Origin of the sequence: Alishewanella sp. d11 (assembly GCF_049390205.1) — a bacterium.
Taxonomy (GTDB): domain Bacteria; phylum Pseudomonadota; class Gammaproteobacteria; order Enterobacterales; family Alteromonadaceae; genus Alishewanella.
Genome location: NZ_CP186547.1, coordinates 2270769 through 2285159, shown reverse-complemented (window position 1 = coordinate 2285159; position 14391 = coordinate 2270769). Strand labels below are relative to the sequence as shown.

Annotated in this window: 15 protein-coding genes; 10 read left to right on the top strand and 5 right to left on the bottom strand. The window is 48.8% G+C overall.

All coding sequences use genetic code 11. The features are described 5' to 3' along the window. From panB to frdD, 8 genes are all read left to right on the top strand, one after another. Complete coding sequence (gene panB / locus ACO1PK_RS10420) at window positions 1–795, top strand: 3-methyl-2-oxobutanoate hydroxymethyltransferase (protein WP_189483175.1); 795 nt, start codon at window positions 1–3, stop codon at window positions 793–795. Continuing rightward, window positions 796–1638 carry a pantoate--beta-alanine ligase gene (panC, locus tag ACO1PK_RS10415; protein ID WP_423185570.1) on the top strand — a complete coding sequence of 281 codons (843 nt, stop codon included), beginning with the start codon at window positions 796–798 and terminating at the stop codon, window positions 1636–1638. A gap of 38 nt (window positions 1639–1676) precedes the next feature. Further along, window positions 1677–2525: a DUF72 domain-containing protein gene (locus ACO1PK_RS10410; RefSeq protein WP_423185569.1), complete on the top strand. Its 849-nt coding sequence runs from the start codon at window positions 1677–1679 to the stop codon at window positions 2523–2525. A 207-nt stretch (window positions 2526–2732) separates the two neighbouring features. Continuing rightward, the gene (locus tag ACO1PK_RS10405) at window positions 2733–3626 is read left to right on the top strand and encodes a prenyltransferase (protein WP_423185568.1); all 894 of its coding nucleotides are present in this window, start codon (window positions 2733–2735) and stop codon (window positions 3624–3626) included. Window positions 3627–3725: 99 nt separating this feature from the next. Then, a complete protein-coding gene (frdA, locus tag ACO1PK_RS10400) occupies window positions 3726–5519 on the top strand; it encodes a fumarate reductase (quinol) flavoprotein subunit (RefSeq protein WP_423185567.1) in 1794 nt (597 codons plus the stop codon). Beyond that, the gene (locus ACO1PK_RS10395) at window positions 5519–6268 is read left to right on the top strand and encodes a succinate dehydrogenase/fumarate reductase iron-sulfur subunit (protein ID WP_423185566.1); all 750 of its coding nucleotides are present in this window, start codon (window positions 5519–5521) and stop codon (window positions 6266–6268) included. Before frdA ends, ACO1PK_RS10395 begins: the two co-directional genes overlap by 1 nt. Window positions 6269–6277: 9 nt before the next feature. After that, entirely contained in the window at window positions 6278–6667 is a 390-nt protein-coding gene (locus tag ACO1PK_RS10390) for a fumarate reductase subunit C (RefSeq protein ID WP_423185565.1), read from the top strand. Then, on the top strand, window positions 6664–7038 hold the full coding sequence (frdD, locus tag ACO1PK_RS10385; RefSeq protein ID WP_423185564.1) for a fumarate reductase subunit FrdD: 375 nt from the start codon (window positions 6664–6666) through the stop codon (window positions 7036–7038). Before ACO1PK_RS10390 ends, frdD begins: the two co-directional genes overlap by 4 nt. A 29-nt stretch (window positions 7039–7067) precedes the next feature. On the opposite strand, the gene panP is transcribed toward frdD, so the two are convergent. From panP to mpl, 5 genes are all read right to left on the bottom strand, one after another. Beyond that, entirely contained in the window at window positions 7068–8714 is a 1647-nt protein-coding gene (panP, locus tag ACO1PK_RS10380; protein ID WP_423185563.1) for a pyridoxal-dependent aspartate 1-decarboxylase PanP, read from the bottom strand. 138 nt (window positions 8715–8852) lie between these two features. Next, entirely contained in the window at window positions 8853–9623 is a 771-nt protein-coding gene (locus ACO1PK_RS10375) for an ABC transporter permease (protein WP_423185562.1), read from the bottom strand. After that, a complete protein-coding gene (locus ACO1PK_RS10370; RefSeq protein WP_423185561.1) occupies window positions 9620–10582 on the bottom strand; it encodes an ABC transporter ATP-binding protein in 963 nt (320 codons plus the stop codon). The genes ACO1PK_RS10375 and ACO1PK_RS10370 overlap by 4 nt, the downstream gene beginning before the upstream one ends. Next, complete coding sequence (locus ACO1PK_RS10365) at window positions 10569–11201, bottom strand: flavin prenyltransferase UbiX (RefSeq protein ID WP_423185560.1); 633 nt, start codon at window positions 11199–11201, stop codon at window positions 10569–10571. Before ACO1PK_RS10365 ends, ACO1PK_RS10370 begins: the two co-directional genes overlap by 14 nt. Then, window positions 11201–12559, bottom strand: coding sequence for a UDP-N-acetylmuramate:L-alanyl-gamma-D-glutamyl-meso-diaminopimelate ligase (gene mpl / locus ACO1PK_RS10360; protein WP_423185559.1), 1359 nt, complete (start codon window positions 12557–12559; stop codon window positions 11201–11203). The genes ACO1PK_RS10365 and mpl overlap by 1 nt, the downstream gene beginning before the upstream one ends. Before the next feature lie 211 nt (window positions 12560–12770). On the opposite strand from mpl, the gene ACO1PK_RS10355 reads away from it, so the two are divergent. Continuing rightward, complete coding sequence (locus ACO1PK_RS10355; RefSeq protein ID WP_423185558.1) at window positions 12771–13745, top strand: class 1 fructose-bisphosphatase; 975 nt, start codon at window positions 12771–12773, stop codon at window positions 13743–13745. Between the two features lie 78 nt (window positions 13746–13823). After that, entirely contained in the window at window positions 13824–14351 is a 528-nt protein-coding gene (gene ppa, locus ACO1PK_RS10350; RefSeq protein WP_423185557.1) for an inorganic diphosphatase, read from the top strand. Window positions 14352–14391 lie beyond the last annotated feature (40 nt).

Below are 14391 nucleotides of genomic sequence, written 5' to 3'. Positions count from 1 at the left end.
ATGGCGAAAATCACCACCGCAGTATTACAAAAAATGAAACAGCAGGGCGAGAAAATCAGCATGTTGACCGCCTATGATGCTAGCTTTGCCAAGCTCTTTGCTGAGCAAGGCGTAGAGATCCTGCTCATTGGCGATTCGCTAGGCATGGTTTTGCAAGGCCATAGCGATACCTTGCCGGTTACCATTGCCGATATTGCTTATCATACTCGTGCAGTTCGAGCCGGTGCTAGCGACGCCTTTATTATTGCCGATATGCCCTTTATGAGTTATGGCACCCTTGAACAAACGCTACAAAGCGTAGTGCCATTAATGCAAGCGGGTGCCAATATGGTCAAGCTTGAAGGCGGTGACTTTTTACTGCCTACGATTCAAGCTTTAACCGAACGCGGCGTGCCTGTCTGTGGTCATTTAGGCTTAACGCCGCAATCAGTGCATGTGTTTGGGGGCTATAAAGTCCAAGGCAAAACCGCAGAGAAAGCCGATGCCATGGTACGTCAAGCTCTGGCCTTGCAGGAGGCAGGCGCACAACTGCTGGTATTAGAATGTATCCCTACTGCCTTGGCAGAACGCATTACTCAAGCCTTAGCTATTCCGGTGATCGGCATAGGTGCCGGTAACGTCACTGACGGTCAAGTGTTGGTGATGCACGATTTACTTGGCATTAGCAGTGGTTATATCCCGAAGTTTTCCAAAAATTATCTGGCACAAACCGGCGAAATTCGTAGCGCCATTGCCAGCTATGTCAGTGAAGTTAAGGCCGGTACTTTCCCAGGCCAGGAGCATAGTTTTAATTAAATGAATATTTTGGATTCTGTTGCTGCGCTGCGCGCACAAATTACCTCTTGGCGTCAGGCAGGCGAGCGCATCGCCTTTGTACCTACCATGGGTAACCTGCATAATGGCCACTTTAAACTGGTCGATATTGCCCGCCACCATGCTGATCGGGTGATTTGCAGTATCTTTGTTAACCCAATGCAATTTGGCAAAAATGAAGATTTAGATAAATACCCACGTACCCTAGACGCCGATATTGCCGGCTTAACTGCCCATCAGGCCGATGCCCTCTTTACCCCAACACCGGAGATTATGTATCCACGTGGTCTAGATGTACAAAGCTATGTCGAAGTGCCGCTGTTGGGGGATCTGCACTGTGGTGCCAGCCGTGCTGGGCATTTCCGGGGTGTCAGTACGGTGGTCAGTAAACTGTTTAATCTGGTGCAGCCTGATGTGGCCTGCTTCGGCCAAAAAGACTATCAACAATTAGCCATTATTCGGCAAATGGTCACTGATTTATCTTTTCCGATTGAGATTATTGGCGTACCGACCGAACGTGCTGCTGATGGCTTAGCCTTAAGCTCACGCAATGGCTACTTAACTGCCGAACAGCGGCAGCTAGCGCCTGCGCTGTATCAAATACTCCAGCAGACCAAAGCCGCCATCGCCGCAGATCAGCATGATTATCGGGCCTTAGAGCGTCAAGCCAAAGCCGATCTTAGCGCAGCGGGCTTTCAACCAGATTACTTTAATATTAGCCATCAACAAACCTTAACACTGGCAAAAACTGCGAGCGAACCTAAGGTGATTTTAGCGGCTGCGGCGCTTGGCAATACCCGGCTGATTGATAATCTGGAAGTGTAAAACGGGTGCCATCACCTCTGCTGTATTTAGGCTGCCCTATGTGGGCCAATCCGGCTTGGAAAGGCAGCCTCTATAGTGCAGATACGCCGCAAGCGGAATTTTTAAAGCACTACGCCAGCGTTTTTAATACTGTAGAGGGCAATACTAGCTTTTATGCCGACCCCGATGCGGCCACTGTCGCGCGTTGGGCCAGCTTACTGCCTGCTGATTTTCGGCTGCAGCTCAAAGTCCCTTCCCGTTTATCACATGCGCAAACAAACACACCTATGCCCGACACGGCCCAAGCGCTCACTGCGTGGTGGCAATGCTTAACGCCCTTACATCCCTATATCGGCTTGGTACATTTACAATTACCGAAAACCACCGGCCCTGCACAGCTAAATTGGCTAACCCAACAACTCGAGGTGCTCTGTCCGCTCACCAAGGTGTGTGTGGAGGTGCGCCATCCAGAGTTTTTTGATAAAGCCGAGCACGAAATTAGCCTAAACCGCTTACTGCATGAGTATCAATGCGAGCGGGTAGTGCTGGATAGTCGGGCGTTATTTTCGGTTGCTGCCACCACGCCAGCCTTGCTCGATGCCCAGCAAAAAAAACCGCGCTTACCGGTGCATGCCATTTGCTTAAGCGATACCCCAGTGGTGCGTTTTATCGGTTGTGATGATCTCAGTACCAATCAACACTATTATCAGCCTTGGCTTAACAAAATCGCAGCTTGGCTAAACGCAGGCAAAACGCCTTATCTGTATTTGCACACGCCAGATAATCGGCAGGCCCCGCACTTAGCAAGACAGTTTGCCCGCGATTTGCAACCATTAGTGCCCCATTTCCAGCATCCTGTACTGCTACCGTGGGCGGGTGAGCAGCAAAGCCAATTGGCGCTTTGGTAAACCTCGCCATGCTAAGCGGCCGCGTGCTGGCATTTGCTATTAATGTTGAACCCGCCTAACCTGTAACCACTAAATAATCAAAATAGAATACAGATCAAACTCCTGTAACAGTAAAGGGAGTACCATGATCTTTTATCATCTCAGGCTGCCGCTGCTGGCAAAGCCAAGAGGTGGTAAGTTAACTATCATCGAAAGAAGGAGCGCTAAGTGATAGCCGTGTTACTGGGTGTCGGCCGAGCCAATTTTTTAACTTTAACGCTAGTCTGTATCGCTTTGGCCGCAACCGCCAGTTGGCAAGCAGGCGCCGCCCCACTGTGGTCACAATACATATTGGTCACGCTGGTCGCGCTTTGTGCCCATATTAGTGTCAATGCCTTTAACGAGTATTTCGACTTTAAATCTGGGCTAGATTTTTTAACCATGCGCACCCCCTTTAGTGGTGGTAGTGGCACGCTGGTTGCCAATCCCCACGCGAGTAGCATCGCCCTGACGCTGGCGGTAAGCACCTTGTTAGTAGTCATTATGGGTGGCTTATATCTCACCCTGCAACATGGCTGGCAATTGCTGCTGATTGGTATTCCTGGGGTGATGATTATCTATGCCTATACCCAATACATCAATAAAGCGCCCATCCTCTGTTTGCTGGCACCGGGCGTGGGGTTTGGCTTATTGATGACGCTTGGCGCCTTTTGGGTGTTTGCCGATAAACTGACTGGCGGTGCTTGGCTGCTGGCCTTAATTGTCAGCTTACTCGTTAGCAATTTACTGTTACTAAACCAATTCCCTGATGTTGAAGCAGATCGGCAGGTTGGACGGCGTCATCTCCCTATCGTGATTGGCCGCCGGCGCAGTGCCAGTGTGTTTAGCCTGTTAGCAGCGTTAAGCTATATTTTGCTGCTTATAGGGGTGATAGCCCAACAATTACCTTGGCAAAGTTTGCTGGGTTTACTCAGCTTACCTGTACTCTTTAAATTATTACCCGGCATTTTTAAATATGCTGAGCAGCCCGCTAAGCTGAGCCGCTATTTAGGCTTAAATGTGCTGCTCTGTCATCTGTATCCATTATTAATTTGCGCCGGTCTGTACTGGGCAGCTTACTAAGTACTATCAGCCAGCTTGCACCGGCTAAAAAATAAGGCAGCGCAGCCCGCTTAACGCAGCAGCGCTAGCCGAATGCATAAAGCACTATAAGGAAGCATCATGCAAATACTGCACACTGATATTGCCATTATTGGCGGTGGTGGTGCCGGCTTACGTGCCGCCATTGCGGCAGCCCAAACCGATCCTAACTGCAAAATTAGCTTGCTCTCCAAAGTGTATCCCATGCGCTCCCATACCGTAGCAGCAGAAGGTGGCGCTGCCGCCGTTACGCTGCAACAAGATAGCCTGCAAGCGCACTTTGACGATACCGTCGCCGGCAGTGATTGGTTAGCCGATCAAGATGTTGTCGATTACTTTGTCAGCCATGCTTATGAAGAGTTGGTGCAGTTAGAGCACTGGGGCTGCCCTTGGAGCCGCCGTGATGATGGCAGTGTGCAGGTCCGTCGCTTTGGTGGCATGAAAACCGAGCGTACTTGGTTTGCGGCAGATAAAACCGGCTTTCATATTCTGCATACCTTGTTTCAGACCTCGTTGCAGTTCGCCAATATAAACAGGCTGGACGAGTTCTTTGTATTAGATTTACTGGTGGCAGAGCAGCAAATTGCTGGGGTGCTGGCCATGCAGCTAAGCAGCGGTGAGCTTTACCAAATTCAGGCCAAAAGCGTAATCTTAGCCACCGGCGGTGCCGGCCGCGTGTTCCACTACAACACCAACGGCGGCATTGTCACCGGCGATGGTATAGCACTGGCGTACCGGCACGGCGTGGCCTTACGCGATATGGAGTTTGTGCAATATCACCCTACTGGCTTACCCGGCTCAGGCATTCTGATCACCGAGGCCAGCCGCGGCGAAGGCGGTATTCTACTGAATAAAGACGGCTATCGTTATTTACAGGATTATGGCTTAGGGCCAGAAACGCCACTGGGTAAACCCGAAAATAAATTTATGGAGCTGGGGCCACGCGATAAGCTGTCGCAAGCCTTCTGGCATGAGCAGCAAAAAGGTCGCACCGGTAACTATGGTGAGCATGCAGTAGTCTATTTAGATCTACGGCATCTGGGTAGTCGTTATCTGAATGAACGTCTGCCCTTTATCTGTGAGCTAGCCAAATCCTATGTCAATGTTGATCCAGCCAAAGCGCCCATCCCCATCCGCCCTGCAGTGCATTACACCATGGGCGGGATTTTAACGGATGGTCAATGCCAAACCCGTATCGCGGGCTTGTACGCCATTGGTGAATGCGCTTCCGTTGGCCTGCATGGTGCCAACCGTCTTGGCTCCAACTCATTAACGGAACTATTAGTCTTTGGCAAAGTTGCAGGTGTTGCTGCCGTAGCCCATGCCAAACAACGCCAAGCGCTTCCTAGCAGCGCGCTGAACGCACAATGCCAACAGCATCACCAGCAGCTACAAGCACGTTTTGGAGCAAAACAAGCTGATAGCGTAGCCAGCTTACGCAAAGCCATGACGCTTGCGATGGAGCAAGGCTGTGGTATCTATCGCACCACGGAGGGCATGCAACAGTGTCTCAACACCTTGCAGCAACTAAAACAGCGCTATCAGCAATTAGCCGTCAGTGATCACAGTAAAATCTTTAATTACGAGCTGTTGCAACATTACGAGCTGGGTTTTGGGCTGGATGTGGCAGAAGCCATGTGTGCCAGCGCCTTGGCACGACAAGAGTCCCGTGGCGCGCACCAGCGCTTAGATCAAGGTATGCAAAGCCGCAATGATACTGATTATCTGCAGCATTCCATCGCGCAGTTAATGCCAGCAACAGCTGGCGCAGCAGGCAGTAGCGCCAAGATTAGCTATCAGCCGGTGCGGATCACTAAATCGACCCCCGCTGCCCGCCTTTATGGCGGCGCCGCAACAAAGCAGGAGCCGGTATAATGGAAAAAACAGTGGAAAAAACACTGGTTATTCAGCGTTATAACCCAGAGCACGATCAAAAGCCCAGCCAGCAAAGCTATCAAGTGCCCTTTGATAACAGCACCTCGGTGCTGGACGCCTTGCTGTATATTCAACAAAGCTTAGATCCCAGCTTAGCGTTTCGCTGGTCTTGTCGGATGGCCATTTGCGGCTCGTGCAGTGTGATGGTCAACGGCATCCCTAAACTAGGCTGTAAAACCTTTTTACGTGAATATAGCGGCGATCTCCTGTTAGAGCCGTTAGCCCACTTTGCGACAGAGAAAGATTTGGTATCGGATATGACGCTGTTTTTGCAACATTTACAAGCAGTGAAGCCTTACCTGATCCGCCAGGAGCAAAGTGCGGCAACAACGCCAGCCACTAAACCACAACCCCATAAGCAAACACCAAAACAGTTGGCAAAGTATCGTAAATTCTCCAGCTGTATTAACTGTGGCCTATGCTATGCCGCCTGCCCGCAGTTTGGCTTAAACCCTGAGTTTTTGGGACCAGCCGCGCTCACGCTGGCGCAGCGCTACAACTTGGACAATCGCGATCAGGGTAAGGCTGAGCGCATGCCGCAGCTAAATGGCAAAAATGGCGTTTGGGGCTGTACCTTTGTCGGTTTTTGCTCTGATGTTTGTCCCAAGCATTTAGATCCGGCCGCCGCCGTCAATCAGGGAAAAGTTGCCTCGGCGACTGACTTTGTCATTGGCCTGTTTAAGCCTTAGGAGCACCTTATGTCTGAACAACACAGCCCTCGCCGCCCTTATCTGGCGCCGCTTACTGGCAGCTGGTGGTTAAAGCATCGCTATTACCGTTTCTATATGTTGCGGGAAGCCACCGTTTTACCCTTATTATTTTTTTGTGGCTGTTTAATCGCCGGTTTTTATAGCTTACAGCAAGGTGAACAAAGCTGGCTAAATTGGCTCAGCTTTATGGCGCAGCCTTGGGTGATTGCTCTGAATGCCCTGACCTTTGCGGCCAGTTTGTTTCATGCTAAAACCTTTTTTGAGCTCTTTCCCAGAGTGATGCCACTGTTGCCGGCCCCCCTGATGATTGCCGAACAATGGTTAGGCACTATGGCCGTAGCAGCCTTGTTATTACTGTTGCTAGGCGGTGTGCTATGAAGCAGCCAAAACGCTCAGACGAACCGATTTGGTGGGCCCTGTTTAGTGCCGGTGGTGTCTGCTTTGCCGTAGTAATACCGGGTTTACTGTTGACGATAGCGTTACTCTATCCGCTGGGTGTGTTACCAGAAAATGCGCTTAATTATCAGCAGGTACAACAGTGGCTATTGCAGGATTGGTGGGGACTGGCAGGGTTAGCACTGGCCGGTGCCGCTATTTGCTTGCCCTTGTTTCATGCCATGCATCGCCTTCATCATGGCTTACATGATCTGAAACTCAGTAGCGGTTTATTGGGCAAGATCCTTTGTTATAGTAGCGCCAGCCTGTTTAGCTTGCTGGCGCTGTATTTTTGGTGGCAGGGCTTAGGCTAACCGAGGTTAGCCGCTGCAATACCTAACACTTAGGCGAGAATATCGGCCGCTAACTGGCGTAACTTTGGATAAAACTCTTTGTCGAGTTGCGCCAGTTGATCTTGCTCCACCAACACATCATGCAAAATTTGCTCAGTCGTCAGGGGATTCGCCAACACTACTCGAAACACAATCGTTTCTTGTCTATCGTAACGCACTGGCGTTAACCGGGTACGGGACACAAAAGATTTCCCCTCCTCCCGTTGCCGCTTTTGAATAAACTTAGTCAGGCCGTTAAGGAGTTCATTAAAGCGCAGCCGCTGCTCACTGTTGGCGTGAGCCATTGCCTTTTGCACCTGCGCTGGCACATAACGATAGGTTAAAATGCACAGCTCAGGCTCGGTAATAAGTTCAAAATCAATATTATGGCTAATTAGCGTGGCAAAATATTTGGCTTTTTCGATACTGCGATCAATCAGAATTTGATAGCCTTTTAAACCAATCACCTGCAAGCAGGCATGCACCAGCATCGCCATGCCCGGACGCGAGCCTTCTAGCGTTTGACTGCCTAAATCTTTCGAGCCTTTGCGTAAAATATACTCTGCATGATGCTCAATGGCATTGGCGGCAGAGGGGTGCTTAAACACCACCATACCGGCACCCATCGGCACATACATTTGTTTATGCGCATCGATAGTTACCGAATCGGCTCGCTCAATCCCCGCGAGTAGATGGCGGTATTTCTCCGACAATAAAGTCGCACCACCCCAGGCAGCATCCACATGAAAATGACACTGATAAGCTTCGGCTAAATCGGCCAAATCATTAAGCGGATCCACATTACCGGTTTCGGTGGCACCCGCCACCCCGACTATCGATAATACTTTAATATTCCGTGCTTGCAGATCGGCCAGCACCTTTCGCATCTCGGCAATATCCACTTTGTTATTGGCATCGGTTTTTACCGAGACCACCGACTCACGGCCAATCCCCAGCACATCGGCCGCCTTACCTAGCGAATAATGACCGCGCTCAGACACCACAATTGCCAAGCCTTGATAGCCAAAATGCTGCATTGAGCGGTATAAGCCTTCTTTGGCAATGCCTTTAAAATCACCTTCGGCTTTAAATAACTTGTTACGGGCAATCCATAAGGCAGTAATATTGGCGACAGTCCCGCCAGAGCAAAAAGCCCCTAAGGAATGATTAGCACTGTGCATCCATTTTTTATAGAACCCCTCACGCTCACCGTACACCAGATGATGCATCATCCCCAATACTTGACGCTCTAGCGGAGTAAAGGCTTTAGAGGTTTCAATTTTAACCAAATTCTGGTTAAGCCCCACCATCATCTTGGACAGCGGCAACACAAAATAGGGCAAGGCCGAGGTCATATGGCCAATAAAACTGGGCGCCGCGGTATGAACCGAGTGCGCCACCAGTTTTTGCATAATACTCTCGGTATAATCGGAAACAAAAGTCGGTTGTTCTGGAATTTGGTGATCCTGAAAATCTCGCTCGATTTGCCAAAGCGGCTTTTCAACTGCAACGATGCTTTCGTTTAAAAACCCAGCGAGATTCTGCGACAGATTCTGCTCAATAATACTTAATGTCGAATCCGGTGCTTCCGGAATCGTAAAAATCCGCCACAACGCTTCTTCCGAAGCGGTAGCCTGACGTCTGGTTGTGTCATTCATGCCTGTCAGTACCTGAGCGCGACTATCCTGAGCCTAGCGTGTTACCTTGTACACGCTAGACTGATAGTCACCGCGATTAAATGTCTGCTGTTAATTTATCCCTGTAGCCGGGATTTAATCACCTAACTAAGTAAATACTTAGCTACGTAAGCCTATACCCTTGTTGATCAGATACATGGCATAACTGAATAATACCACGATAAAACTCACTACCACGGCTAACGCTAACCAGAGGCTAACGTCGGTATAGCCAAGAAAACCATAACGAAATGCATTTACCATATACACTATTGGGTTTAAAGCTGCAACCTGCTGCCAAAAACCGGGTAATAACGTTAGTGAATAAAACACCCCGCCTAAGTAAGTCAGTGGCGTTAACACAAAGGTGGGAATAATACTGATATCGTCAAAAGTTTTCGCATAGACCGCATTAATTAAGCCCCCTAAGGCAAAGAGCATCGAGGTGAGCACCACCGTTAGCACAATAATAGCGAGATTGTGGATTTGAATGGTCACAAAAAATAACGATAGTAGCGTTACAATCAAGCCGACCAGCATACCGCGCGCCATACCACCACCAACATAACCTAATACAATCAGGTAATTAGGTACTGGGGCGACTAGCAGCTCTTCAACATTACGCTGGAATTTCGCGCTAAAGAACGAAGAGGCAACATTGGCATAGGAGTTGGTAATTACCGACATCATAATTAACCCCGGCACAATAAACTCCATATAGCTAAAACCATTCATCTCGCCAATGCGTGAGCCAATCAGGCTGCCAAAAATCACAAAATACAGGCTCATGGTAATGGCTGGCGGCACTAAGGTTTGCACCCAGATCCGCATAAAGCGAGTGATCTCTTTATCCAAAATACTTTTAAACGCTACCAAGTAACGGCGATTCATGCAGATGCTCCCCGGCCATGCTCGACTAAATTAACAAACAGCTCTTCCAACCGGTTGGCTTTATTGCGCATAGACAGGACTTTGATCTGCTGCGCGGTTAACTGACTAAAAATGGGATTAAGTCCTTGGGCTTTCTCGACATCCACTTCGATACTTTGCCCTTCTAACACTCGCCACGCAAAGCCGTCTAACTGTAATGCTGCTGGCAAGCTATCCAGATCCAAAATAAAGGTTTCTTTACCCAGTTTAGCCAACAAGGCTTTCATACTGGTATTTTCGATAATTAAACCCTTATCAATAATGGCAATATTGCGGCAGAGCATTTCTGCTTCTTCCAGATAATGGGTGGTAAGAATAATGGTTACACCCTGCTGATTAATAGTGCGTAAAAACTCCCACATCGAACGACGCAGTTCAATATCTACCCCTGCGGTGGGTTCGTCTAAGATCAGTAATCTCGGCTCATGCATTAAAGCGCGGGCAATCATTAAACGGCGTTTCATACCGCCAGACAACTCACGCGCTCTGGCATTACGCTTTTCCCACAACCCCAACTGGCCTAGATACTTTTCCGCGCGTTGCAGCGCAATAGCTTTCGGAACACCGTAATAGCCAGCCTGATTCACCACAATTTGTAGTAAGGTTTCAAACTGGTTAAAGTTAAATTCTTGCGGCACCAGCCCTAGCTGACTTTTTGCCGCTTCAAGATCGGTATCGATATCATAACCAAATACCTGCACCTTGCCCTGTGTCTTGTTCACCAACGAGCTGATCACGCCAATGGTGGTACTTTTACCTGCACCATTGGGGCCTAGTAAGGCAAAAAAATCGCCCTGTTTAACTTGTAAATCAATACCTGCAAGTGCCACAGTACCACTGCGATACACTTTATGCAGTCCGGCAATATCCAGTGCAATACTCAACTCAACACTCCTACTAGTAAACTTATTGGCCGCCATAGCCCCAGCGTGCGACTAATTGCTGGGATAGACCAAGCTGGTCCAAAATGCGCGCCACCATAAAATCAACCAAATCACTTAATTGGGTGGGCTGATGATAAAAACCAGGGGCAGCTGGCATGATACAAACGCCTAGGCGGGATAATTTCAGCATATTTTCTAAATGAATAGCACTGAGCGGGCTTTCGCGTACCACTAAGATCAATTTGCCACCTTCTTTTAATACCACATCAGCGGCCCGTTCAATCAGATTATCGCTTGCGCCTTGCGCAATCGCCGACAGCGTGCCGGTAGAACAGGGGCAAACCACCATCTTTTTCGGTGCAGCAGAACCCGAAGCCACCGGTGAGAACCAATCATCTTTACCGTACACGCTCAGCAATGCTGGCGCACAATTAAAATGCGCCACTAATTGCTCGGTACATTTATCGGGTGCGCCAGCCAGCTTAATATCGTGTTCAGTAGCAAACACCACGCGCGCAGCGCTGGAAATCAATAAATGCACTTTAATCTGCTGAGCGAGCAATAATTCCAGTAAGCGCCAGCCATAGGGTGCACCAGAGGCGCCGGTAAAAGCTAAGGTGATTTCGGCACGGGGTGCAAAGCCATGTTCGGTCATTATGAATTCCACTTGTCAGTTAATGCAGACAGTAGCTTCTGGTGAATACCACCAAAAGCACCATTGCTCATAATCACAATGCTATCGCCAGGTTGCGCGGTATGGAGTAATCGCTGCACCAGCTCATCAATGTCATAACTGACACTGCCGGCTTGGCTGAGTTTTGCCACGACCTCTGACATAGACCAGCCGGCATGTTGTGGCTCAAACAAAAACACCTCATCGGCATGCTGCAGTGCTTGCGGCAATGCCGCCTGATGAACACCTAGGCGCATGGTATTAGAGCGTGGTTCCAATACGGCCAGAATCCGACCTTGGCCCACTTTCGCCCTTAAACCCTGTAAGGTAGTAGCGATCGCCGTTGGATGGTGAGCAAAGTCATCATAAATCGCAATATTGCCAGGCGTGCCTTTTAACTCCATGCGCCGCTTCGGTGCCACAAAGGCCGCCAAAGCATCGATACTCACCGACACCGGCACGCCAGCATGGCGCGCCGCAGCAATCGCCATCATGGCATTATCCACATTATGTTGCCCCGTTAACTGCCAGTGCACTTCACCCAGCACCTGTTGTTGCCAACAGACTTGAAACTGGCTGCCATCCTCTTGCAGTAATTGCGCTTGCCAATCCGTGCCATAGGCTTGTCGCTCGCTCCAGCAACCTTGTGCCAGTGTTTGCGCGACTGCGGGTGTACTTTCTGGCGAGAGCACTAAACCGCTAGCGGGAACCATGCGCAATAAATGGTGAAATTGCCGCTGGATGGCGGCTAAATCTGGGAAAATATCCGCATGATCATATTCCAGATTATTAATTACTAAGGTGCGCGGCCGGTAATGCACAAACTTGGAGCGCTTATCAAAAAAGGCCGTATCGTACTCATCGGCTTCAATCACAAAAAACGGCGAATCCCCTAAACGGGCCGAACAGTCGAAGTTTTGTGGTACGCCACCAATTAAAAACCCTGGATTCAACCCCGCATAATCTAAGATCCAAGCCAGCATACTGGCCGTGGTGGTTTTACCATGGGTGCCAGACACCGCCAACACCCAACGCTGTTGTAATAATTGCTCGGATAACCATTGTGGACCAGAGGTATATGGCAGGTTGCGATCAAGCACATATTCTACCGCCGCATTGCCACGAGATAAGGCATTGCCGATGATAACCAAATCTGGCGCAGGTTCTAACTGGCTAGGATCATAGCCCGGCGTTAACTGAATACCTAGTGCAGTCAATTGCGTACTCATTGGCGGATAGACATGTTGATCGGAGCCTGTTACCTGGTGTCCAAGCGCTTTGGCTAAGGCAGCAATACCGCCCATAAAGGTGCCGCAAATACCCAAAATATGAATGTGCATTAGGTTACTCTCGTGCTGAAAATGGCATTGCTCATGGCAAAAATAAAGTGCATAAACATCGCATGGCGACCATTATTTTTAATAATTGTCCGCTATTGTAACAAATGCAGATAAAGCTGCGATGAAAACTGCAATTTAGCGAGAAATTCTTTAAAATGGTTAAGGCTGATTACAGCCACCTCTTACCCGATAATAAAAAGGACCTATAACAATGCGTCGCATCTCTCCCGTACTGCAACAAGATGGCGTAGATCCGGATCTGATCTCGTTACTTAAAACCATATTAGCTGCCTGCCGCGAAATTGCTTTTCGGGTCAGTCAGGGCGAATTAGGCGGCGTGCTGGGCTCTACCTTAGCAGAAAACGTGCAGGGCGAAACACAAAAAAAGCTCGATATTATTGCCAATGAACTCTTAAAAGAAGTTATTCTGGAAACCGGTGTTGTTAAAGCAATCAGTTCGGAAGAAGAAGATACTATTGTACCAGGTAATCCGAGCGGCCGTTTTTTGGTGACCTTCGATCCTTTAGATGGCTCTTCCAATACCGATATCAACAGCCTGATCGGCACGATTTTTTCTATTTTACCGGCCGACGCCAATAAAGAACCTGACGATGCCAGCCAGTTTTTACAACCAGGTACTGCGCAATTAGCCGCGGGCTATGTATTGTATGGCCCTTCCACGATGCTGGCGTTAACTACCGGTAAAGGCACCCGCTTATACACCTTAGATAAAACCTATGGTGGCTTCTTATTAACAGAAGAGCAGGCAACAATTCCAAAATACACCGCCGAATTTGCAATTAATATGTCAAACCAGCGCTATTGGCAACCTGAGATGCAGCGTTATATTGCCGACCTGCTGCAAGGCAAAGAAGGGCCACGTGGTAAAAACTACAATATGCGTTGGATAGCCGCTATGGTAGGTGATGTGCACCGAGTACTGTGTCGTGGCGGTATTTTTGCTTACCCGCGTGATCTAAAAGATCCCGCCAAACCTGATAAACTACGGTTGATGTATGAAGCCAACCCGATGAGTTTTTTAGTTGAGCAAGCCGGTGGCGCCAGTTCAACTGGGTACGAACGTATTATGGACATCGTACCGACCGATATTCACCAACGCGTCGCGGTGATTTTAGGGTCTAAACATGAAGTGGAAACCTGCGTCGGTTACCATAAAACAAACTGATTATTCGACTAATAACTTATAGCCAATTGTACTGCCGCCTTTATAATAGCGGCACTTAATTAACCTGAGGACCAAGCGATGAGCTTAAGCGATGTAGCTGCCGGCAAGAATCTGCCAGATGAAATTAACGTTATTATTGAAATCCCGGCCAATGCCGATCCTATTAAGTACGAAGTTGATAAAGATACTGGCACTGTATGGGTTGACCGCTTTATGGCAACGCCAATGTTTTATCCATGTAACTACGGTTTTGTAAACCATACATTGTCGTTAGATGGTGATCCAGTAGATGTGTTGGTACCAACGCCTTACCCATTAATTCCAGGCGCGGTAATCAAATGCCGTCCTGTTGGCGTGTTGAATATGGAAGACGAGTCTGGCGAAGATGCCAAAGTGATTGCGGTGCCAGTGAGCAAGCTGACTAAGCTGTACGATCATATTCAGGATATTAACGATGTGCCAGAACTGCTGAAAAAACAAATCCAGCATTTCTTCGAGCGCTATAAAGAATTAGAACCAGGTAAGTGGGTTAAAATCACTGGCTGGGGCGATGCTGCTGCGGCAAAAGCAGAAATTATGACCTCTTTTGAACGCGCTAAAAAATAACAGCGTAGCGTCATTCAACAGCCAGCTAATGCTGGCTGTT